Source organism: Sulfitobacter sp. HNIBRBA3233 (genome assembly GCF_040149665.1).
Classification (GTDB): domain Bacteria; phylum Pseudomonadota; class Alphaproteobacteria; order Rhodobacterales; family Rhodobacteraceae; genus Sulfitobacter; species Sulfitobacter marinivivus.
Genome location: NZ_JBEFLP010000001.1, coordinates 1,513,386 through 1,535,452, shown reverse-complemented (window position 1 = coordinate 1,535,452; position 22,067 = coordinate 1,513,386). Strand labels below are relative to the sequence as shown.

Sequence of the window (22,067 nt, the reverse complement as noted above, 5' to 3'; positions counted from 1 at the left end):
CCGCTGGACGCAGGGGGGAAGATGAGAAAGCTTGATCCGGATTGGGAGTATGTCGCAGACGCCGTAATGGGCGGCGTATCGCAAGGTGCGCTTCGCATCGAGGATGTGTCGGGGCGCCGCGCCGCGCATCTGCAAGGCGACGTGTCGCTGGAGAACGATGGCGGCTTCATCCAGATCGCCTTTGACCTTGATGGCGACCATGATGCAGCGGCCTATGCCGGCATTGTCCTTTGGGTGCACGGAAACGGTGCGGAATACGAAATGCGGCTGCGGACGACCGCGCTCAGCCGGCCTTGGCAAAGCTTTCGCGCGGTTTTCACCGCCCCCGCCGATTGGACGGAGGTTCGTCTGCCCTTCGCCGGTTTCGAGCCCAACAAGACAGAGGCGTCGTTCGACCCTGCCCAATTGCGGCGCATCGGCGTGCTGGCCTACGGGCGCGAGATGCAGGCCGATATCGCGGTGTCCGACATCGGGTTCTACCGCTGATGGTCGATGCACGCGCCACCTCCACGGCGGTCGCACCATGAGCGACGCCCGCGACAGCCGCCGCGAAAAGGGCCTTGCCGTGCCAGCCACGCGGTTTGGGCGCCTGTCCCGGCTTGGGGCGATGACCGCCGGTGTGGCGGGCAATATGGCGCTGGGCGGCGCGGCGCAGCTGGGCAGGGGCCAGCGGCCGACGTGGCGCGGCCTGCTGATGACGCCGGGCAACATCGGGCGGATCGCGGACCAGCTGGCCAAGATGCGCGGCGCTGCGATGAAGATCGGCCAGATGGTCTCGATGGATACGGGCGATATACTGCCACCGGAGTTGTCTGATATCATGTCGCGCTTGCGCGATGACGCGCATTTCATGCCGCCGGCACAGCTGCGAAAAGTGCTTGATACGGCGTGGGGCGCGAGATGGATGCGATCTTTTCACCGCTTTGACGTGCGTCCGATCGCCGCGGCCAGCATCGGGCAGGTCCACCGTGCGCAGCTGAAAGACGGGCGTGATCTTGCGATTAAGGTCCAGTATCCCGGTGTGGCCCGGTCCATCGACAGTGATGTGGCAAATGTGGGGTCCCTGATCCGCATGTCCGGCCTTTTGCCGAGGGGGATCAAGCTCGATCCCTATCTGGCCGAAGCAGCCGCGCAATTGCACGAGGAAACCGACTACCTGCGCGAGGCGCGATACCTTGAGAGGTTTCGCACGCTTTTGTCGGGCGAGGGTGGATTTGTCGTTCCCGAAAGCCATCCCGACTGGAGCACGGGCACGATCATCGCCATGGATTACGTTGCCAGCCGCCCGATAGAGGAACTGGCAGAGGCAGGGCTCGAGCAGCGGCACCGCGTGATGGCGCAGCTTCTCGATCTCACTTTGAAAGAACTATTTGATTTCAGATTGATGCAGACAGATCCTAATTTCGCGAACTACCGGATCGAGGCCGGCAAGGGCCGTGTCGTCCTGTTGGATTTCGGTGCGGTTCGTGAGATTTCCGACGCAACATCAGAGCTTTACCGCGCACTCTTGCGGGCGGGGCTCGCCGGCGACATGAGGCAAGTTGAAGACATTTCCATAAGTGCCGGATTTATATACGAAAATACTGCTTCTGATCACCGTGCCCGGATCATGCGGATGATCGCGATCGTCTTTGATGCCCTGCGCGCCGACAGTTTCGATTTCGCCGACCCGACGATGTCGCGCAGCCTGCAACGCGAAGGCGAAGCGCTGGCGCGGGATGGCTTTGTTCCTCCGGTCCTGCCCGGGGAAATCCTGTTCCTGCAACGCAAGCTTGGCGGTATGTTCCTGCTGGGTGCGCGACTGGGTGTTCGTCTGCCGGTTGCCGCGATGCTGGCGCCGTACCTCGATGCGCGCGACGGGCCTTCAGCGCCAACGGCAGAGGGTAATTCCCGACCCTAGAACAAAGCTCTCCGCACGGCCCTAGGGCCGCAATGAGCGGAAATTTGACTACGCGGTAAAAAATTCTAGATGGTGCTCATTTCGTCTATTTGCATTTCTGATCACGACCGCTAAACTTTAAGTTGAAGGAGCGGCACAACTCGCGCTAGACCTGATGAGGGTGTTGACGTGTCAACGCTTCGATTTGAGGCAGGTATGATAGAAGATCACGATGGCACCAATGATGTCGCCGAACACATCACGTCATTTCTGACGTTCCGGATTGCGCGTACCCAGAACAAGCTGAACGCCCAGATCACCCATTATCTGAAAACCCAGTCCGACATCAGTCTGGTGGACTGGCGTGTGCTGCGGCTGCTGGATGCCATGGGCGACACCACCATGTCACAGCTTGCGCGCCTGCTGCAGATGGACAAGGGCCAGCTTAGCCGGAAGATCCGCGGGCTGGTCGACCGGGAGCTCGTGCGCAGCAGGGTGGACCGTGTCGACAGTCGCCAGCAGATCCTGCGCATCGGCGAAGCAGGGCGGGCGCTGGTCGCCGAGGTTCTGCCACTGGTGCAGCGGCGCCAGCGGCACCTTGTGAACGGCATCTCCGGTGAGGATCTGGAAACCTTCCTCGATGTTCTGTCCAAGATCGACGCCGCGTCCGAGCACCGCGACCCTCTCTGACATTTCCGGCCTGCCGTTGGGGCGGCTTGAAGGGGCGATGTTTCGCGCGCGCCGGTGACCAAGGCCAGACGGCGCACGCGTGCCCACGCCCGGATCAGGACTTCTTGGTATCGTCGACCACATTCATGTTGGCCAGCCCCGAATTGCCCAGATCGACACCTGCAAAAGGCCCGCCATGGCACATGTGGCTGGGGTCTTGTGGATCCATCGGCGGCTCGTTGGCCAGAACCTCAGCGGCGAATTGTTCGGCGTTGTCCTTCGGGCGGTACCCGATAAACGCGGCCTTGGCGTTGTCCACCGGCGCGCGGTCGTTGTTGCTGACGCCGTAGATGATGGCAAACCCCGTGACCGGTGTGTCGATGCAGCGGGTGACAAGCTGGATCAGGTCATCGTAGCTCAGCCAGCTTCCCAATGCGCGGGCGTTGTTGACCTGCGCGCAGCTGAGGATGCGCATGTGGACGCTCTCCAGCCCGCGCTTTTCCCAATACATGCGACCCAGATCCTCGGTAAAGCATTTGGCGAGGCCGTAGAAGGTATCGGGGCGGTGGGGCACGTCGGTGCCGATGAACTCATTCTTCGGATACATGCCCACCGCGTGGATCGACGAGGCATAGACAACGCGCCGCACGCCGTGGCGGTGGGCGTTTTCCCAGACATTGTAGGAGCCGACAAAGTTCGGCCCGAGCAACTGCTCGAACGGTCCTTCGTCGACGAAAGCGCCCATGTGGATCACCATCTCGGCGCCTTCGATCACACGTCCCATCGCTTCGAAGTCGGCCAGATCCGCCTTCATGTAGCGTTCTCCGGGATAGAGCGTGCCGGGATCGTCCTTGATATCGGTGGAAACAAGTTCCTCGCAAAGCGCTGTAAGCGGTTCGCGCAGGTAGGAGCCGAGACGGCCCGCCGCACCGGTGAGAACGATTTTACCTAGCTTTTTCATGGGGAGCCTTTCAGAAATTCAGAATATGCGCGGTCGCAGCGACCGCGGGAGTGCCAGGGGGCACTTTCACGCGCCGGGCGCTGGTGTGCAAGATCAGAGCTTGATGTCGTAGGTGACCCATGGCGTACGGGTTGCCAGCCGGTCGTAGACGCCGCGCGCGCGATAGTTGTCCTCGGCGGTGATCCAGCGGACGACACCCCAGCCCTTGCTCCGCGCCTGGGCTTCGACGGCGCGGATCAGCGCCTCTGCTGCGCCGGACCCGCGCGCTGCTGGATCGACGAACAGATCATCGAGAAAGCAATTGGTTATGGCGCGCAGCGGTGAAGCGAATGGGCGGTAGTGGGTCAATCCGATCAGGTCGCCTGTCGCGGTTTCGGCCACAAAGCCCGACACCTCGTGGTCGGGATCGTGCAGCCAGCCCCAGACGCGATCGCGCATCGCGTCGTCCTGCGCAACGCCGTAGAAGGCGGCGTATCCGGTATAGAGGCGGTCCCAATCCGCCCGGTCCGAGGCGGCGACGGCGCGGGTTTTCACTGTCATGGCAATGTTCCTTTGGTGGTATTTCGCGCGGTCATATCACCGCTTTTTCCAGAAAACGTTCGCCCCGCAGGGCGCGGTTCACGTCAAAGGCGGACAGATCGATGGCACGGTATTCCCCGTAGGTGATCAGCTCGGCGATGCCGCGGCCCACGGCGGGCGCCTGTTGCAGCCCGTGGCCCGAGAAGCCGTTGACGAAGATGAAATTCGGACAGCCCTCAACCGGCCCGAGCAGGGCGTTTTGGTCGAGGGTGTTATAGGCATAATGGCCGACCCATTCATTCACCAGCTTCACGGTGTCGAATTGCGGGATGCGGGTGGCGACGGCGGGCCAGACCTTGTCCTGCCAGATCGCGTGATCGGCTGCGAAATCGTCATAGGCCACATCGAGGTCTTCATCCGGCCCGCAACCGGCCATGTAGTAGCGACCGTCGCTGCGCACATGCACGCCCGACGGGTCGATCGTCAGCGGAAGATCCTGTTCCAGCGGGCGCGCGGCGTCAAAGACGAAGGTAAAGCGCTTGCGCGGCACGACGGGAATATCGATCCCCGCCATTGCCGCTGTCGCCGCGGCGCGCGGCCCCGTGGCGTTGACCAGCGTGCCGCAGGATACCGAGGTGCCGTCGGCAAGGGTCACGCCGTCCACCCCCGTCTTTCCGCGGGTGATGCCGGTCACGTCGCCGTGGGCGAACTCGACGCCGTTCTGGCGGGCCTTGCGGCGGAACCAGTCGAACATCGTGCCGCCGTCGAAATATCCCTCGTCGACGAGGTTGTGATTGCCCGCGACGATATCGTCGAGCTGGTAGAAGGGGTAGGCGGCGGCGATCTCGTCGCGGGTCATGTGGCGCGTGGCGGCCCCCAGTGCCACCTGTACCGCCTGCGCCTGTCTGAGACTGTGCGCGAATTCCTGCGTGTCCGCGAGGTAGAGATACCCGAAGCTTTGTAGTGTCAGATCTGGCACATCCGGATCATCCCCCATGAACGACCGGAAATTGCGGATGAAGCTTGCGCCGAACTGGCTGACGCGGATGTTGGCCTCGTTCGAGAACTGCTGGCGGATACAGCTGTTCGTGTGCGAGGTGGAGGCAAAGGTGTAGGTCGGATCACGCTCGATCACCAGAACAGTGCCACCGAAGGCTTCGGTGCGGCTTAGCCACCATGCCAGTGACGCGCCGTGCATGGCACCGCCGATAATGACGACATCGTAGCGTTGAAGGCGCGGAGCGGCCATGTCTGATCCTTCGAAAACAGCCGAGGTTGATCCAGCCTAAACACACCTGACGCGCGCAATCCAGAGGGGCTGTTGCGCGGATCAGTCGCCGAAGGGGCGGTCGACGGCGCGGGCGACGAAATCCAGCCTGTCCTGCCCGTAAAACATGTCTCCGTCGACGAAATACGTCGGCGATCCGAAGACGCCGCGCGCGATGGCTTCTGCGGTGTTGGCGGCGAATATCCGCTGCGCGTCCTCGGATTGGCCTTGCTCGAACAGAGCTGCACCGTCTTGTCCTGCCGCTGTCGCGATTGCATCAAGTGTTGCCCGGTCTGCGATGTCCGCATCGTCGCGCCAGTGTGCCTGCAGGATCGCAAAGCTCAGTGCATCGGGGTCGGTAGAGGCGATAATCATGCCGCTCGCGGGGGCGAGCGTGTTGTCATGGTGGACAGGGCGGTGCCGCAGGATCGGCAGATCGCGCCATTCCGCCCAGCGGACAAGTTCGCGCCCGAAGAAATAGTCCCTGTGGGCCTTGCTGCGCGTCTTGCTCGCGCCGGCCCCCGTCACCACCGGCCAGAAATCGAAGGGGCGGTGGACGATCCGGCGTCCCGAGGCCTGCGCGATCCTGGCCAGGGTCGGCGCACCGAGGTAGGCAAATGCCGAATGGGCGGAGTAGAAATATTCGATCGTCCGCGGGGCCATTGGCGTTCTCCTGTCGAAACCGGCTTTTCCCCGATCATGGGGCCGCCGGACATCCGCGTCCAGCCCGCCGGTGTCACCTTGTTGACAAACCGGGCCGCTACACCATTCTTCCCGGTAGTGACGTTGGGGGAGTGGATTGCATGGACCGCGATAAAGTCGATGCCTTGATCGGGCAGGTCGCCCTGAACGATCGCAAGGCTTTCGACCAGCTTTATGATGCGACGTCCGCGAAACTATTCGGCGTCTGCCTGCGTGTGTTGAACAATCGCGCCGCGGCAGAGGACGCCATGCAAGACACATTCATCAAGATCTGGCACAACGCCAGCCGCTACCAGTCGAACGGGCTCAGCCCGATGACGTGGCTGATTACCATCGCGCGCAACACCGCGATCGACCGGTTGCGTGCGACCCGCAAGGGCCATCAGGACATCGACACACCGGGGTTCGAGCTGGCAGCCCCGGGCCCCAGCCCCGAAGCCTCCGCCGTGGCCGCGTCCGAGGCGGCGCGTCTGGTGGATTGCCTCGACGGTCTGGCCGAGGACCGTGGATCGGCTGTGCGCGGTGCCTATCTTGAGGGCAAGACATACGCCGAATTGGCCGAAAGCTTCTCGGTGCCGTTGAACACCATGCGGACATGGCTGCGCCGTGGCCTGATTGCCCTGCGGGAGTGCATGAGCCAATGACAGATACGCCCGACACCGCAAGCGGCCCCGATGAGGACGAAACGCTGGCCGCCGAAATGGCGCTGCGTCTTCTGGACGGAGACGAGGAGCGCGAGGCGCGCTACCGGCTGACCCGTGATCCGGCCTTCGCCGACCTTGTTGCCATGTGGCACGAGCGTCTGATCCCGATGGCCGCCGAATTTGCCGAAGTCGCGCCGAAACGGCGGGTCAAGAAACGTCTGATGGCGCGGCTGTTCCCCGCTTCGCGTGTGCCCTTGGGCCAGCGGCTGTGGGTGTGGAAAGGTCTTGCCTTCGCGGCGCTGGTGGTTGCGGGCTATCTGGGTATCCAGCAGCTCGGACCAGAGGTGCCCGGCACAAGCGGTACGGTCTATGCGACCCAGCTGACCGGCGACAGCACCGCGTTGCAGGTTCTTGCCGTGCTCGATCCCGACCGGGGCAGCATTGCGCTCAACAGGCTTGCGGGTGCGCCCGCGGACGGGCGGGACTTCGAGGTTTGGGCGATCCTTCCGGACAGCGCGCCTGTATCGCTTGGCGTCTTGCCCGCGTCGCAAACCACCCGTGTGGTTCTGCCCGACGTGCTGCTGGCGCGGGCTGGCGAGATCACGCTGGCGATCTCGGACGAGCCGCAGGGCGGGTCGCCCACCGGCGCACCAACGGGCGATGTGCTGGCTGCCGCACCGGTCGCGGAGTTGTGATAACGGCTTTGCCCCTGTTTTAATGGGGCTTTTCGCGGTTTCCGTAAGGGTAATCAAATTATTCCCGCAGGTTCTGAAACTCTCAGGCGTTTCCAATCGTTTTTAAGCGTACCGGCCCCGCAAGGGGCTGCCGCGCAGCGCGGCGCGTCATGGGTCTCCACCACGGCTGCCGCGCGCGCTTTCACCAGTTACGGCTGGGTCCCTGTTTGGGCACAGCCAGAGTTTAGGTGGTTTGTGGGGGCTCCCCGCATGTAACGAGTGGTTGAAAGGCCCGGCGCTTCCCCGCCCGGGCCTTTTGGCTGTCTGGCGCGAAAGGACCGAATGATGGAGATATGGCTGGAACGGATCGGGCGGTGGCTTCTTGCGGGGCTCTTCGTCGCGGGATCCGTGCAGAAGGTGGCGGATCCGGACGCGGCGCAGGCTCTTCTGGCGATGCGCGGCTGGCCGGTTTGGCTGATCTGGCCAGCGTTGGCCCTGAACGCGCTGGGGGCGGTTTTCCTTGTCTTTCGGCTGTTTCTCGGGCCGACGGCGCTGGCGCTTGCCGCCTATTGCGCCGTGACGAGCCTGTTCCACTGGATCCCCGATGATCCCTGGCAGATGAGCATATTCGTCAAGAACTGGGCGATCGCCGGGGGATTGCTGGTGCTGGCCGCGCGTGGAGCCGAGCGCCGCTAGAGGGTGACGCCGCGTTGCGTTTTTCGTGGACCGGCGCGCAGGTTTGGGCCAACGTGGTGCCATGAGAGCGCCGCTGATCGACAATCTGCAATACGCCAATTTCTCTCCGCGCATTTTCGAGGAGATGCATGACGGGGGCGTTGACGCGGTCCACGTGACCATCGCCTATCACGAAAGCTTCCGTGAAATGGTGCTGAACCTCGAGCGCTGGAACCGCTGGTTCGAACAGCACCCGGACCTGATCTTCAAGGGAAGAGGCGCCGAGTGCGTCCGGCGCGCGCAGGCCGACGGGCGGACCGCGATCTTCTTCGGGTTCCAGAACCCCAGCCCGATCGAGGATGACATCGGCCTCGTCGAGATCTGCCATCAGCTGGGCGTCCGGTTCATGCAGCTGACCTACAACAACCAATCCCTGCTGGCGACCGGATGTTACGAGGATGACGATACCGGACTGACCCGCATGGGCCGGCAGGTCGTGACCGAAATGAACCGCGTCGGCATGGTGGTCGACATGTCCCATTCGGCAGAGCGCTCGACGCTGGAGGCGATTGACCATTCGACGCGGCCCATCGCGATCACCCACGCCAACCCCGCGTGGTGGCACGGCGCGTTGCGCAACAAGTCCGACACCGTGCTGCGCGCACTGACAGAGGCGGGCGGCATGGTGGGATTTTCGATTTATCCACATCATCTTGCAGGCGGAAGTGATTGCAGCCTCTCGAGTTTCTGCCAGATGGTCGAGGAAGCCTCGCGCCGCTACGGCGCGGACCGGCTGGGGATCGGAAGCGATCTGTGTCAGGATCAGCCGGACAGTATCGTCGAATGGATGCGGGTCGGGCGCTGGTCCAAGCAGATGGATTACGGCGAAGGGTCTGCCGACAATCCGGGCTTTCCGGCGATGCCGGACTGGTTCGGTGGAAATCTAGATTTTGGAAATATTCGTAATGGGTTGCTGGAAACTTCTCTTACAGAAGATGAAGTAGACGGTATCATGGGCGGCAACTGGTTGCGCTTTTACGAGGACAGCTTCGGGGCACGTCCGTGAAGGACGGGATGCACCTGCCGCCGCAAGCGCCGCTGCGCCCGCCGGCCGAGGTGATGCGGCTGGCGCGGATGGGGGCGATGTTTCCCACGCGGCTGTCCTTTCTGCGCACGCTGATCCGGCGCCTGGCGGCTGAGCGCGCCGAGGTGCGGGTCGATCGTTGGGAGCTTTGCCCGGAAGGGTTCGGCCATGCGGTGATCAGCGTCGCGCTGGGCGGGCACCGCTACGCGCTTGTCGCGGTGGCGCGCGATCTGCCGCCCGAAGCGCGCACCGACCGCGTGATCGCGACGGCGTGGGACAGCGCCTATGTTCTGTTTGACGGGGTGCCGGGTGACGCGGATGTCGCCCGCATCATCGCCAACGCCCCCTTGCAGGAAGCGGGCAGATTCTCTGACAGGGACCTCGTTCTCAGCCGCGCGAACAAATCCGTCCGGCTGTTTGCGCATGTGGTGCAAAGCCTGCGCGCGGGCCGCCAGGCCGACCCCGCGATGATCCGCGACGTCGGGTATCTGATGCGCACCACGGCGGTCTACGGCAACGGAAAGTTCGGTATTGCGGACCGCGCCGTCTACGATACGCGACCGGGCCTTGAAGGTCCGTTTTCCGCCGAGATGCTGACCGTGTTCCTGATCCGGCATTTCACCCATGCCCTGGCCGAGCACGTCGGCCGCGGTACGCTTGATCGCGGGATCAAGCGGCACCTCGGGATCGGCAATTCCACGGGCCTTGGCATGGCGCCCTTTCTGGTCGCGCATCCGGTCTTGCTGAACAACTGGATGATCGCGCGCGAAACCGCGCTGGCCCGTGTCCGGGCGGTGTCCGATCTTGGCCCTGCCCAGCGTGACCGCATCGGGGTTCTGGCAGACCGGGCTGCGGCCCATCTGGCCGAATGGTCGGTGCCGGATCCCGTGCAACAGGCGCGGATCGTGGCGCTGCGGGCCGACTGGAACGTTGCGCGGCGACTGCTCGCGCCCGGCGCGCTTGCCCGGCCCGGTGCCTTGGACGCGGCCATGCGCGGCGCGCAAAGGCAAAGTCTCGACGTAGAGGAGCTAATGGCCGCGCTGCTGATCGAGCCGTTCGGAGAGCTGGTTGACGGGCTGGCCGACTGCATGTCCGATCCCTTCGGCCCGCTCGCACCCCCCATGGCCGATACGCAGATGCTGCGCGCGCGGATCGAACGCGATTTCGACTGGGCACTCGGGCGCGACTATGCGGATAAGGCGGAGTGCAGCCAGTTCTGGTACGTGTCCGAGGCCAAGATGGAGCCGCGGCTGGGCTTGCGGTTCGAAGAGCCGGGCGCGGATCTGGAATCGCCGCTCGACATTGCCCGCCGGGTGGCGGCGGCCTATCGCGATCTTCCCGCGCAGACGGAACCGGTCAGCGCGTTTGTCGACAGGCATCCCGATCAGGCGCTGGCCGTGTCGCGGGTCTGCCTGTCGGCGCGATATCCCTACGCCGAGATACGCGATAACCTTATCGGGCAGGGGTGTCTGCCCGTCGACATGCTGCGCTGCAAGCTGTCGTTTTTCGGGGCCTCCAAATTTGATCCGAAATCCGACCGCTGGACGCGTGTGACCCTGTGTCAGGGCGCGCCGCTGGCCGACGAACTCGGGGCCGGTGCGGATGACTGGTGGCTTCCGGTGATGGCGTTTTGAGCTTTTCCGCCAACGAAGTCATGGCACTGGCGGGCAAGGCCGCGCGCGGTGCGGGTGCACCACCCGCACAGGCCGCACAGTTCGGCCGCGCGGCAGTGGCGCATCTGCTCGCGGGGCGTGATCCGGAGATGCTGAAGGCAGCGCTGGCAAGCCTGCCGCAGGGGCCGATCCTGTCGGTGCCGCGGAGCCTCGACCGTATCGCGGAAGGGGGCGAGAGCGGCCTGTCCATGGATACAGCACTCGTCCGGTCCTATCTCGAAACGCTGCCCCATGCGGCGTGGATCGACGCCGCAGGCCGGGTCGTCGTCGATCTGGCTGCCCCGAACCGGTTGCGCCTTGCGGGGCGCATCGACCTCGACCGGGATACGGTGGCGCAGTGGTCGGCACTGGCGGCCCGCATTCTGGTGCCCGAAACCGAAGCGTCGCGGCGCGCCGGGGCAGGTGCCGGTCTGACCGACAACGACTGACGTCGATCACTCCTGGCTAGGGCGCGAACGGGTCCTGCGGATAGGTGACATGCGCAAGGTAGAGCCCGTGCGGCGGGCAGACCGGACCGCAGGCGGCACGGTCGCGCGCGGCGAGTGCGGCTTCGACATCGTCGGGTGTCATCGCGCCGCTGCCGACACGCTCAAGAGTGCCGACGAAACTGCGGACCTGATTGTGCAGGAAGGACCGCGCGCGCACGTCAAAGTGAATCTCGGGCCCCTGCGCCGTCTCCACCTGCCGCACATCGAGCCGGTCCAGAGTTTTCACCGGACTTTGGGCCTGACAGATGGTCGACCGGAACGTCGTGAAATCATGCTTGCCCAGCAACCGGCCTGCGGCCTCTCGCATCGCGTCGACATCGAGGGCATGCTTGATCTGCCAGACCAGCCCCTTGGCGTGGGTCGCCGGTGCGCGGCGCATCAGCAGGCGAAAGTGGTACTGGCGTTCCTCAGCCGAAAACCGCGCATGGAAGTCTTCGCCCACTTCGGCACAGGCGACGATGGCAACGGGGGCGGGTTTGAGATGGTAATTCAGCGCCTCGGACAGCCGGTAGGCCCCCCAGTCGCGGGTCATGTCGCAATGCGCGACCTGTCCGGTCGCGTGCACACCCGCGTCCGTGCGCCCGGCGGCGGCAATCGTGTGCTCGCGCGGTTCCAGCCGGGCCAGTGCGGATTCGATCGCGCCCTGTACGGACGGCTGTTCGCGCTGGCGCTGCCATCCGGCGAACGGCGCGCCGTGGTATTCGATCTTGAGGGCATAGCGCGGCATAGGGGCGATTTACCCAGCGGCGTCGCGTCTTTCAATCCCCGTGACGCGTGCCTATGTTCAGCCCCAAGTTCAAAGCGGGGCGCGCGTGGTCATTTCACAGATAGCCGATGGTATTTGGCGACAGGTCGAAGCGGTGCAGGACACCGTGTCGGAGACGTTCTTTGAACCGGTGATCCGTCTGGGAGTGACGGGGCTTGCGCGGTCGGGAAAGACGGTTTTCATCACCTCGCTTGTGGCCAACCTGATGGATCGCGGGCGCATGCCCGGCCTGCTGGCGGCCCGCGAGGGCCGGATCGAGGCGGCGTTCTTGCAGCCGCAACCCGATGACACCGTGCCGCGCTTCGATTTCGAAGGGCATCTGGCGGCGCTGACCGCATCGGCGCCGCACTGGCCCGACAGCACCCGCGCGGTGTCGGAACTCAGGCTCAGCCTGCGGGTGCGGCCGAACGGGATGCTGGCCGGGCTCAAGGGATCGCGCACCGTGCATCTCGATATCGTGGATTATCCGGGCGAATGGCTTCTGGATCTGGGTCTTCTGGATGTCGATTACGACAGCTGGTCCGAACAGGTGCTGACGCGCATCGCGGACCGCGATGAGGCGGCGGAATATCTGGACCTCGTCGCGCGAACGGACGCGCAGGCGGAGCTGTCCGAGCCTGTCGCCAAGACGCTGGCGCAGACCTATGCCGCCTATCTTCAGGCCGCGCGCCGGGCGGGGTTTTCGGACTGTACGCCGGGGCGGTTCTTGCTGCCCGGTGATCTGGCCGGATCGCCGGTGCTGACCTTCGCACCGCTGCCGCGCGACGGAGCGGATGGGCGCAAGACCCTGCGCCGCGAAATGGCGCGGCGGTTCGAGGCTTACAAACGCGAGGTCGTCAAACCCTTCTTTCGCGAGCATTTCGCGCGGATCGACCGGCAGGTCGTACTGGTCGACGCGCTGGGTGCGATCAATGCAGGGCCGCCCGCCGTCGATGATCTGCGCGCGGCCATGACCGAGACGCTCGGCGCGTTCCGCCCGGGGCGCAACAGTTTTCTGGCCGGTCTTCTGGGGGGCAAACGGGTTGAAAAGATCCTGTTCGCCGCCACCAAGGCCGACCACCTGCACCATTCCCAGCACGCGCGGCTGACCGCGATCATGCAGGCGCTGACCCGCGACGCCCGGGACCGTGCGAATTTCGCGGGCGCGCGGACGCAGGCGATGTCTATCGCCAGCCTGCGCGCCACCACCGAAGACCGCATGGTCCATGGCGGCGTCGATCTGGACGTGGTGCGCGGCACCCTGCTGGAGACAGGCAAGCAGGCGGCCTTCTACCCCGGTGAGCTGCCCGAGAACCCGTCCGAAATCCTCTCGGCCGCCCGTGCGGGCGCCCGCGAATGGCTGGCAGAGGATTATGCCATCATGCGCTTTGCGCCCAGCCCGCTGACATTGCGCCCGGGCTATGGGCCGCCGCACATCCGTCTGGATCACGCGGCGGAGTTCCTGTTCGGAGACCGTCTGTGACCGCGATCGCCCTGCGTCCCGCCCGCCCGCTGGATGCGGGTCGTCTGGGTGCGATCATGGCGGAGGCGAACGGCCGTCTGGACTGGTTGCCAAAGCTCTATTCGGGGGCCGAGATCATCGGCATGATCGGTGACATGATCGACGCGGGCTGGGTTTATGTCGCGCTTGCGGAAGGTCAGGCTGCGGGCTTTCTCGCGCGGCGGGGGGCGGAGGTGCATGGCCTCTATCTGCGCCCGCATCTGCAAGGACGCGGCATTGCCCGCACGCTGATGCAGCACGCGCAGGCCCAAGCCCCGGCGCTGGGCCTGTGGAGCTACGAGCGCAACGCGCGTGCCACCCGCTTTTACCGCAAGGCGGGCTTTCGCGAGATCACGCGCAGCGACGGGGCGACCAACGATGCGCGGCTGCCCGATATCCGTTTCGAATGGCAAAGGGAGGGCACCTGATGGCCCGAGGACCGGTTCTTTTCGATCTGGAGGACAGGGCAGACGCCCCGTCGGTCGCGGATGCGCCCGCGATTGTCGATCCCGCGCAGGACGCGACGCCCGAAGGGCGCGCCATGCAGATCGCGGCACGGCTGGGCGCGCGCCAGCCGTCACGGCTGACGCGCCTGTTCTGGGGGCTGCTCGCCGCGCTGGTGGCCGCGCTCGTGTCGATTGCGGCGTGGTCTTTCATCACCGACCTGCTGGCGCGGTATCCGCTTGTGGGCTGGGCCATGACAGTGCTGACGGGCGCGTTCCTTCTGGTGCTGCTGCTGATCGCCCTGCGCGAGGCCGCGGCCTTCGGGCGTCTGTCGCGGCTCGACGGGTTGCGCCATGCGGCAGCCGAGGCACGCGCAGCAGAGGATCTGGCTGCCGCGCGCGATGTCACGGACCGGCTGGTCAGCCTTTACAAGGGGCGCGAGGATACGCGCTGGGGCCGTGACCGGCTGGCAGAACTGCGCGGCGACCAGCTCGATGCGCCCGCGCTGCTGGCCCTGGCAGAGCACGAGCTGCTGTCCCCGCTGGACCGCGCCGCCGAGCGCGAGGTCGAGGCCGCCGCGCGGCAGGTGGCGACCGTGACCGCGCTGGTGCCGCTGGCGATGGCCGATGTCGTCGCGGCGCTGACGTCCAACTTGCGGATGATCCGCCGCATTGCCGAAGTCTACGGCGGGCGGTCCGGCTTTTTCGGCTCGTGGCGCCTGACGCGTACGGTGCTGTCGCATCTGGTCGCGACCGGGGCGGTGGCCGTGGGCGACGACCTGCTCGAGCCGTTTCTGGGCGGTTCGATCCTTGGCAAGCTCAGCCGGCGGTTCGGTGAAGGGCTGGTCAACGGGGCCTTGACCGCGCGGGTCGGCGTGGCGGCCATGGAAGTCTGCCGCCCGATGCCCTTCTCGGCAGGCCGGCGTCCCAAGGTCCGTGCTCTGATCGGGCGCAGCCTGTCGGGGCTGATGCCCGCCCGCTCGGGCGCGCCCAAGGACAAGGGCTCCACATAGGTCGCCGGCTGCAACAGGGCGGGGGCCGCGCGGTATCGTCGGGCGACGCAGGTGACCGAAAAGACCGTCAAACCGCGCTTGCCCCCCTGTTGCAGCGGGCCTATAAGCGCTGGCAAGATGTTGGCTTATCTCTGCATACAGCGAATTATTCTCCCGGCGCTCTCCTGAAGGTGGGCCGCCGGGTAAAGGTGCTGACGACCGTCGCGCCGCCCTTCTCCTGATTTGACATGATACGACAGACAAAGGACGCCCAAGATGTGCGCCGAGACACCCGACTATAAAGATACGCTGAACCTGCCCAAGACCGATTTCCCGATGCGCGCGGGCCTGCCCAAGCGCGAACCCGCATGGCTGGAGCGCTGGGAGCGCATCGGCATCTACGACCGCCTGCGCGAGAAACAGGGCCGCACGCCTTTCACCCTGCACGACGGTCCGCCCTATGCCAACGGGCATCTGCACATCGGCCACGCGCTGAACAAGACGATCAAGGACATGATCGTGCGCAGCCACCAGATGATGGGCTACGACGCGCGCTATATCCCCGGCTGGGACTGCCACGGCCTGCCCATCGAATGGAAGATCGAGGAACAGTACCGCAAGAAAGGCCGTAACAAGGACGACGTGCCGATCAACGAATTCCGTGCCGAGTGCCGCCAGTTCGCCGCCGGATGGGTCGACATCCAGCGCGACGAATTCAAGCGTCTGGGCATCACCGGCAACTGGGCCGATCCCTATCTGACGATGGATTTCCACGCCGAACGTGTGATCGCCGAGGAATTCATGAAGTTCCTGATGAACGGGACGCTCTATCAGGGCTCCAAGCCCGTGATGTGGTCGCCCATCGAGCAGACCGCACTGGCCGAGGCCGAGGTGGAGTACCACGACAAGGAAAGCTTCACGATCTGGGTGAAGTTCGAGGTCGTGGGCGGTGGCGAGCTTGAAGGCGCCAGGGTCGTCATCTGGACGACAACCCCCTGGACCATGCCGTCGAACAAGGCCGTGGTCTACGGCGAGGGCATCTCTTACGGGCTATACGAAGTCACCGGCACACCGGACGAATGCTGGGCCTCTGTCGGGGACCGCTATCTGCTGGCTGACAATCTGGCAGCGGATGTGTTTACCCGCGCCCGTCTGGAAGAGGGCCAGTGGACGCGCCTGCGCGATGTCACCAACGACGAACTGGCCACGATCAGCCTGAAACACCCGCTTTATGGGGCCGAAGGCAGCAACGGCGAATGGGATGACATCCGCGATTTCCGCGCCGCCGATTTCGTCACCGACACCGAAGGGACCGGTTTCGTGCATTGCGCGCCTTCCCACGGGATGGAGGAATACGAGCTCTACCGCGATCTGGGGATGCTGCAACAGGTCATCACCTACAACGTGATGGACGACGGGTCTTTCCGGCCGGATCTGCCGTTCTTTGGCGGCAAATATATCCTCAGCCGCAAGGGCGGCGAAGGCGAGGCGAACAAGGCGATCATCGACAAGCTCGCCTCGGTCGGCGGCCTTCTGGCGCGCGGCAAGATCAAGCACAGCTATCCGCATTCGTGGCGTTCCAAGGCGCCGGTGATCTACCGCAACACGCCACAGTGGTTCGCCGCCATCGACAAGCCCGTGGGCGACGGGCAGGACACATTCGGCAAGACGATCCGCGAACGCGCCCTGACGGAAATCGACAACGTCAAATGGACACCGAAATCGGGCCGCAACCGTCTCTATTCCATGATGGAGGCGCGCCCCGACTGGGTGCTGTCACGCCAGCGCGCCTGGGGCGTGCCGCTGACCTGCTTTACCAAGAAAGGCGCGTTGCCCACGGATGACGATTACCTGCTGCGCAATCCGCAGGTGAACGCCCGCATCGTCGAGGCGTTCGAGGCAGAGGGTGCCGACGCCTGGTACGAGGAGGGCGCGAAGGAGCGTTTCCTCGGCGATATCGTCAACCCCGACGGTTACGATCAGGTGACCGACATTCTGGATGTGTGGTTCGATTCCGGCTCCACGCACGCCTTCACCCTGCGCGACCGCGAGGACGGCTCGGACGACGGCATCGCCGATGTCTACATGGAAGGCACCGACCAGCACCGGGGGTGGTTCCATTCGTCTCTGCTGCAAAGCTGCGGCACCTACGGGCGTGCGCCCTACCGGCAGGTGGTGACGCACGGGTTCACGCTGGACCAGAAGGGCATGAAGATGTCCAAATCCATCGGCAACACCATCGTTCCCGACGAGATCGTGAACCAATACGGTGCCGACATCCTGCGTTTGTGGGTCGCGCAATCGGACTATACCGCCGACCAGCGGATCGGGCCCGAGATCCTCAAGGGTGTGGCAGACAGCTATCGCCGGTTGCGCAATACGATGCGCTACATGCTGGGGGCGCTGGGCGACTTTTCGGAAAGCGACCGGGTGGATGCCGCCGAGATGCCGGAACTGGAGCGTTGGGTGCTGCACCGTCTCGCCGAGCTCGACGATGTGGTGCGCGATGGCTACGCCCGATTCGATTTTCAGGGTGTGTTCCAGGCGGTCTTCAACTTCGCCACGCTGGACCTGTCGGCCTTCTACTTCGATATCCGCAAGGACGCGCTCTATTGCGACGGCGATACATTGCGCCGCCGCGCGGCCCGCACGGTCATGGATCTGCTGTTCCACCGGCTGACGACATGGCTGGCGCCGGTGCTTGTCTTCACGATGGAGGAAGTCTGGCTGGAGCGTTTCGGCGGCGACGACAGCTCGGTCCATCTTCAGGATATCCCTGCGACGCCCGACGGCTGGAAGGATCCTGATCTTGCGGCGAAATGGGCAAAGGTGCGCGCCGCGCGGCGCGTGGTGACGGCGGCGCTGGAGGTGCAGCGCACCGACAAGGTGATCGGTGCCTCGCTCGAGGCCGCGCCGGTTGTCTACGTGGAGGATGACGCACAGCGCGCGGCGTTGGAAAGCGTGTCGTTCGAGGATGTGACCATCACCAGCCAGATCGAGGTGACAGGCGATCCCGCGCCCTCCGATGCCTTCCGCCTGCCCGAAATCGACGGCGTGGCGGTCAGCTTTGCCAAGGCGGAAGGACAGAAATGCGCGCGCTGCTGGAAGGTCCTGCCGGATGTCGGCACCCACGAACACGCGGGCCTGTGCCAGCGTTGCGACAGTGCCGTCTCGGGCTGAGATCGCGGCCGAGATCGTGCGGCAGATAAATCTGCGGGGGGCGGGCAAGTCGGTCTGCCCCTCGGAGGTGGCGCGCGGGCTCTCGCCCGTCTGGCGGGACCTGATGCAGCCCGTGCGCGTGGTTGCAGCCGACCTCGCCGAAGGGGGCCGCATCGAGGTCGTCCAGAAGGGCGTTCGCGTCGATGCGCTGACAGCCAGAGGTCCGATCCGGCTGCGGAAACCGCAGGAATCGGATTGAGGCAGCCTCGCCAAAGGGGCACTCTGTCCCCATGCGCCACTGTACCGTTCCCACGCAATTCGGCACGCTCGTCCTGACAGAGGATGACGGCGCCCTCCTGCGCCTCGGGTGGGGGCGTGCACCTACCGAGGACAGCACGCAGGTGCTGGAGGAGGCCCGCCGCCAGCTTCTGGCCTACGATGCGGGCACGCTAAGGGAGTTCGATCTGCCGCTACGCGTGTCGGGCTCTGATTTCCAGCGCGCAGTCTGCGACGCCATGCGCGCCATTCCTTTCGGAGAAACCTGCACATACGGCGAGATTGCCAAGGCGCTCGGCGTGCCAGCGCAGGCTGTGGGACAGGCCTGTGGCGGCAATCCGATCCCGGTCATCATTCCCTGCCACCGGGTGATGGGCGCGAAAGGCCTGACCGGCTTTTCAGGGGCGGGCGGCGTCGAGACGAAAGTCGCGCTGCTGCGGCACGAGGGGGCAGGCGGTTTCCTGATCTGAGGCGCCGGGCGCGGCGGCCCGCCTCATTCCTTGGGATCGAAAAAGGCCTGCTGCACGATGCCTGCCAGCATCAGGTAGACGGAAGTGATCACAAGGCCCCACTGCGCCCAGCTTTCGGGATGGAAATTCACCCATGCGGCCCAACCGGCAAAGAAGGTCCAGGCCAGCGCCATCGGCAGCGTGACCGCACGCCAGCGCTCGGTGCGGACCGGATGCACGAATTTCAGCGGCAGGAACATGGTGATCGACAGGAAGAGCACCAGGATCAGGCTGACATACCACGCAGGGTTCAGCGCAAAGATCACCAGAACCAGCATGTTGAAGCATCCCGGAAATCCCCAGAAGGAATTATCCTTTGTTTTCATGCGCGTGTCGCAAAAATACATGGCGGATGCAAAGGTGACGATGATGATCATCACCCACCCCGACCAGCCGTCCATCAACCCCGAAGCGAACAAGGCGAAGGCCGGAATGAACACATAGGTCAGGTAGTCGATGATCAGATCCAGCAGCACACCGTCGAATTCCGGCGCGTTTGCCTTGACATCGTACTTGCGTGCCAGCGGCCCGTCGATGCCGTCCACGAAAAAGGCCACGACCAGCCACAGGAACATCATGTCGTATTTGGCGTCGACCGCCGCGAGCATCGCCAGCATCGCAAAGACGGCGCCTGTGGCGGTGAGCAAATGGACGGTGAGGGCTTTTTGACGCATGTTCATGGAAACTGTCTCGCAAATTGGCTGGCGGGATGCAAAGGCAAAAACCGGTGTCAGGCGCGCGGGTGGGCGCGGTTGTAGACATCCATCAACCGCAGCGTATCGACTGCCGTATAGGCCTGCGTGGTCGACAGCGACGCGTGGCCCAGCAATTCCTGGATCGCCCGCAGATCGCCGCCGGCATCCAGAAGGTGCGTGGCAAAGCTGTGGCGCATCGCGTGCGGTGTTGCCGATGCCGGAAGCCCCAGCTGCATCCGCGCGGCGGCCATCACCTCCTGGATCGCGCGTGGATTCAGCGCACCGCCCCGCGCCCCCCGGAACAGCGGCCCCTTATCCTCTTGCGGATGCGGGCAGAGCGACAGGTACTGATCGACCGCCGCACGGGCAGCGGGCAGAACCGGCACGACCCGCTCCTTGCCGCCCTTGCCCAGAATCCGCAGGCTGGCGGGCAGGGGGGCATCGCCGCCCGTCAGACCGAGCGCCTCGGAAATGCGCAGCCCGCAGCCCCAGAGCAGTGTCAGCACCGCCACGTCCCGCGCGGCGACCCAGGGCGCCTTGCCCTGATGTTCGACACAGTCGATCAGCTCTTTCGCCGCGTCGATGGCCAGAGGGCGCGGCAGTTTCTTGGTGAATTTCGGCGCGCGCGTCTGCAAAACCGCCGTGGGCTCGAAGCCTTCGCGCTCGGACAGCCAGCGGTAGAACGCCTTGACCGCCGACAGCTTGCGCGCCAGCGACCGTGCGCCCACGTCCTGTCCGCGTGTCTGGGCCATCCAGGCGCGCATGTCGGAAATGGTGATCCGCGACAGCGCCCCCAATCCCTGGCTCTGCCCGTGGTGGACAGACATGAATGCCAGCCAGCCGGTCACATCGCCGCGATAGGCGGTGAGCGTGTTTTCGGCGGTGCCCTTCAGCGCGCGCTGGTGCTCCAGCCACGTTTGCAGGGCATCGCGCGCGGCGGGGCTGATGGCGAGGGTATCTTGTGGACCGCTCAAGACAGCCAGCGGCGCATCGTCCGCTCGAAGACGCCGGTGAAGAAAGCCAGCAGATCGGTGCCCTGTTGCGGGCCGAACATATGCGGATCCTCCGCACCCAGCACCAGAAGGCCGGGCAGGCGGCCCGCGCCGAAATCGAGCTTGAGGCAGGCTTCGGAGCGTATCCAGTCCGCGTTCGGGCCGTAAATCTGTTCGGATGCATCCTGCACCGACCGCAGTGTCACCTGCCGCACCGTGCCGCCGCGTCCCTGCGTGAGGTAGGCGTCGATGAACCCCGGTTCGGCCACGCTGAGCACATCGCCCAGCCGTTTGACCGTCGGGTCATTGTCGTTCTGGACCGATTCCAGCACCAGCTTTACCGAATCCACGCGCAGGATCTCGGCAACTTCGCCGCCCAGATCGCGCAGGAAGGTTTCGAATTCCACCGGATCGAGCATCCGCAGGATGGCGCGGTGGATCTGGTTGGTGCCGGCAAGGTTCTCGTAGGCGGCGGCAATCACGCTGCGATGGGTGTCCTCGAGCCGGTCGAGCCGGGTCTCGAGCCGTTCCATCGCGATGCCGCGCAGATCGACGATATTGCCCCCCATCGCCTTTTCATTCGCCGCGATCAGCGCCTGCATCACGTCGGTGTCGTCAAGGATCACGTCGGGACGCGAAATGATCGCCTCGCGGACGGTGTCTTCAATCTTGGGGCTGCTGCTCATGCTGCTCTCGGTTTTCTTGTTTGGCGCGACATTAGCAGGGGCAGCGCCAAATTGCTGCCCCTTTTTCCGCCGCATTGAAGTTATTTTCCGCGACTGTGACGCGACCTGCGCCGGCCCTACGGGATGTCAGAGGATTTTCTGACCGGTCTTTGCCCAGTCTTTCATGAACTGGTCGAGCCCCTTGTCGGTCAGCGGATGGGCCGCCAGCTTGCGGATGACTTCCGGTGGTGCGGTCATGACGTCGGCACCGATGCGCGCGCAATCCTGTACATGGTTGACCGACCGGATCGACGCGGCAAGGATTTCCGTCGAGAAACCGTAGTTGTCATAGATGGTGCGGATATCCTCGATCAGATCCATCCCGTCGAGGTTGATATCGTCGAGCCGCCCGATGAAGGGCGAGATGAAGCTCGCACCCGCCTTTGCCGCCAGAAGCGCCTGATTGGCCGAGAAGCACAGGGTGACGTTGATCATCTTGCCTTCGCCCGACAGCACCTTGCACGCTTTCAGCCCGTCCCATGTCAGCGGCAGCTTGACGGCGATGTTCGGGGCGATCTCGGCCAGCTTGCGACCTTCGGCAATCATCGCATCCGCCTCGAGCGCGACAACCTCGGCCGATACGGGCCCCGAGACGATGCCGCAGATCTCCTTGGTCACTTCGAGGATGTCGCGACCGGACTTCAGGATCAGCGAGGGATTCGTCGTCACCCCGTCGACCATGCCCAGATCGTTGAGCTCTGCGATGGCGTCGACATCGGCGGTATCTACAAAAAACTTCATATCCGGTCCTTCGTGGTTGGAATGAGGGCAGGGGCGGTTATATCTGGTCACGCT

At 64.6% G+C, this 22,067-nt stretch carries 24 protein-coding genes; 15 read left to right on the top strand and 9 right to left on the bottom strand.

The window, feature by feature from the left end:
* Positions 1-21 precede the first annotated feature (21 nt).
* The 3 genes from ABMC89_RS07360 (at position 22) to ABMC89_RS07350 (ending at position 2,569) form a co-directional block, all read left to right on the top strand.
* On the top strand, positions 22-486 hold the full coding sequence (locus ABMC89_RS07360; RefSeq protein ID WP_349566708.1) for a CIA30 family protein: 465 nt from the start codon (positions 22-24) through the stop codon (positions 484-486).
* 37 nt (positions 487-523) lie between these two features.
* Entirely contained in the window at positions 524-1,900 is a 1,377-nt protein-coding gene (locus ABMC89_RS07355; protein ID WP_349566706.1) for an ABC1 kinase family protein, read from the top strand.
* 195 nt (positions 1,901-2,095) lie between these two features.
* Positions 2,096-2,569, top strand: a complete 474-nt coding sequence (locus ABMC89_RS07350; protein ID WP_349566704.1) for a MarR family winged helix-turn-helix transcriptional regulator — start codon at positions 2,096-2,098, stop codon at positions 2,567-2,569.
* Positions 2,570-2,663: 94 nt separating this feature from the next.
* Here ABMC89_RS07350 and ABMC89_RS07345 read toward each other — a convergent pair whose 3' ends face one another.
* From ABMC89_RS07345 to ABMC89_RS07330, 4 genes are all read right to left on the bottom strand, one after another.
* On the bottom strand, positions 2,664-3,509 hold the full coding sequence (locus ABMC89_RS07345; RefSeq protein ID WP_349566702.1) for an NAD-dependent epimerase/dehydratase family protein: 846 nt from the start codon (positions 3,507-3,509) through the stop codon (positions 2,664-2,666).
* A 93-nt stretch (positions 3,510-3,602) separates the two neighbouring features.
* Entirely contained in the window at positions 3,603-4,049 is a 447-nt protein-coding gene (locus tag ABMC89_RS07340; RefSeq protein WP_349566700.1) for a GNAT family N-acetyltransferase, read from the bottom strand.
* Between the two features lie 31 nt (positions 4,050-4,080).
* Positions 4,081-5,277 (bottom strand): NAD(P)/FAD-dependent oxidoreductase, encoded by a 1,197-nt coding sequence (locus tag ABMC89_RS07335; protein ID WP_349566698.1) that lies wholly within the window; start codon positions 5,275-5,277, stop codon positions 4,081-4,083.
* A gap of 81 nt (positions 5,278-5,358) precedes the next feature.
* Entirely contained in the window at positions 5,359-5,958 is a 600-nt protein-coding gene (locus ABMC89_RS07330; RefSeq protein WP_349566696.1) for a 2-hydroxychromene-2-carboxylate isomerase, read from the bottom strand.
* 140 nt (positions 5,959-6,098) lie between these two features.
* Here ABMC89_RS07330 and ABMC89_RS07325 point away from each other — a divergent pair, with 140 nt between their 5' ends.
* From ABMC89_RS07325 to ABMC89_RS07300, 6 genes are all read left to right on the top strand, one after another.
* Positions 6,099-6,641, top strand: a complete 543-nt coding sequence (locus ABMC89_RS07325; protein ID WP_349566694.1) for a sigma-70 family RNA polymerase sigma factor — start codon at positions 6,099-6,101, stop codon at positions 6,639-6,641.
* On the top strand, positions 6,638-7,336 hold the full coding sequence (locus ABMC89_RS07320) for an anti-sigma factor (protein WP_349566692.1): 699 nt from the start codon (positions 6,638-6,640) through the stop codon (positions 7,334-7,336). The genes ABMC89_RS07325 and ABMC89_RS07320 overlap by 4 nt, the downstream gene beginning before the upstream one ends.
* A 324-nt stretch (positions 7,337-7,660) precedes the next feature.
* Complete coding sequence (locus tag ABMC89_RS07315; RefSeq protein ID WP_349566690.1) at positions 7,661-8,011, top strand: DoxX family protein; 351 nt, start codon at positions 7,661-7,663, stop codon at positions 8,009-8,011.
* 61 nt (positions 8,012-8,072) lie between these two features.
* Positions 8,073-9,056 (top strand): membrane dipeptidase, encoded by a 984-nt coding sequence (locus ABMC89_RS07310; protein WP_349566688.1) that lies wholly within the window; start codon positions 8,073-8,075, stop codon positions 9,054-9,056.
* Complete coding sequence (locus tag ABMC89_RS07305; protein ID WP_439655643.1) at positions 9,053-10,708, top strand: hypothetical protein; 1,656 nt, start codon at positions 9,053-9,055, stop codon at positions 10,706-10,708. Before ABMC89_RS07310 ends, ABMC89_RS07305 begins: the two co-directional genes overlap by 4 nt.
* Positions 10,684-11,175: a hypothetical protein gene (locus ABMC89_RS07300; RefSeq protein ID WP_349566686.1), complete on the top strand. Its 492-nt coding sequence runs from the start codon at positions 10,684-10,686 to the stop codon at positions 11,173-11,175. Before ABMC89_RS07305 ends, ABMC89_RS07300 begins: the two co-directional genes overlap by 25 nt.
* A 16-nt stretch (positions 11,176-11,191) precedes the next feature.
* On the opposite strand, the gene truA is transcribed toward ABMC89_RS07300, so the two are convergent.
* Positions 11,192-11,962 carry a tRNA pseudouridine(38-40) synthase TruA gene (truA, locus tag ABMC89_RS07295; protein WP_349566684.1) on the bottom strand — a complete coding sequence of 257 codons (771 nt, stop codon included), beginning with the start codon at positions 11,960-11,962 and terminating at the stop codon, positions 11,192-11,194.
* Between the two features lie 85 nt (positions 11,963-12,047).
* Between truA and ABMC89_RS07290 the strand changes: the two genes are divergently transcribed.
* The 6 genes from ABMC89_RS07290 to ABMC89_RS07265 all read left to right on the top strand — a co-directional run bounded on the left by ABMC89_RS07290 (position 12,048) and on the right by ABMC89_RS07265 (position 18,821).
* Positions 12,048-13,463, top strand: a complete 1,416-nt coding sequence (locus tag ABMC89_RS07290; RefSeq protein WP_349566682.1) for a YcjX family GTP-binding protein — start codon at positions 12,048-12,050, stop codon at positions 13,461-13,463.
* Positions 13,460-13,909 (top strand): GNAT family N-acetyltransferase, encoded by a 450-nt coding sequence (locus ABMC89_RS07285; RefSeq protein ID WP_349566679.1) that lies wholly within the window; start codon positions 13,460-13,462, stop codon positions 13,907-13,909. Before ABMC89_RS07290 ends, ABMC89_RS07285 begins: the two co-directional genes overlap by 4 nt.
* A complete protein-coding gene (locus ABMC89_RS07280) occupies positions 13,909-14,937 on the top strand; it encodes a YcjF family protein (RefSeq protein ID WP_349566677.1) in 1,029 nt (342 codons plus the stop codon). Before ABMC89_RS07285 ends, ABMC89_RS07280 begins: the two co-directional genes overlap by 1 nt.
* 255 nt (positions 14,938-15,192) lie before the next feature.
* The gene (ileS, locus tag ABMC89_RS07275; RefSeq protein WP_349566675.1) at positions 15,193-18,096 is read left to right on the top strand and encodes an isoleucine--tRNA ligase; all 2,904 of its coding nucleotides are present in this window, start codon (positions 15,193-15,195) and stop codon (positions 18,094-18,096) included.
* Positions 18,097-18,112: 16 nt separating this feature from the next.
* Entirely contained in the window at positions 18,113-18,334 is a 222-nt protein-coding gene (locus ABMC89_RS07270) for a DUF3253 domain-containing protein (protein ID WP_349566672.1), read from the top strand.
* A gap of 31 nt (positions 18,335-18,365) precedes the next feature.
* Entirely contained in the window at positions 18,366-18,821 is a 456-nt protein-coding gene (locus ABMC89_RS07265; protein WP_349566670.1) for a methylated-DNA--[protein]-cysteine S-methyltransferase, read from the top strand.
* A gap of 23 nt (positions 18,822-18,844) precedes the next feature.
* Here the strand turns inward: ABMC89_RS07265 and ABMC89_RS07260 are convergent, their stop codons facing one another.
* The 4 genes from ABMC89_RS07260 to fsa form a co-directional block, all read right to left on the bottom strand.
* Positions 18,845-19,540: a CDP-alcohol phosphatidyltransferase family protein gene (locus ABMC89_RS07260; RefSeq protein WP_349566668.1), complete on the bottom strand. Its 696-nt coding sequence runs from the start codon at positions 19,538-19,540 to the stop codon at positions 18,845-18,847.
* A gap of 50 nt (positions 19,541-19,590) precedes the next feature.
* A complete protein-coding gene (locus ABMC89_RS07255; protein ID WP_349566666.1) occupies positions 19,591-20,529 on the bottom strand; it encodes a tyrosine recombinase XerC in 939 nt (312 codons plus the stop codon).
* On the bottom strand, positions 20,526-21,233 hold the full coding sequence (locus ABMC89_RS07250; protein WP_349566664.1) for a DUF484 family protein: 708 nt from the start codon (positions 21,231-21,233) through the stop codon (positions 20,526-20,528). Before ABMC89_RS07250 ends, ABMC89_RS07255 begins: the two co-directional genes overlap by 4 nt.
* A gap of 126 nt (positions 21,234-21,359) precedes the next feature.
* Positions 21,360-22,013: a fructose-6-phosphate aldolase gene (gene fsa, locus ABMC89_RS07245; RefSeq protein ID WP_349566662.1), complete on the bottom strand. Its 654-nt coding sequence runs from the start codon at positions 22,011-22,013 to the stop codon at positions 21,360-21,362.
* Positions 22,014-22,067: the final 54 nt, after the last annotated feature.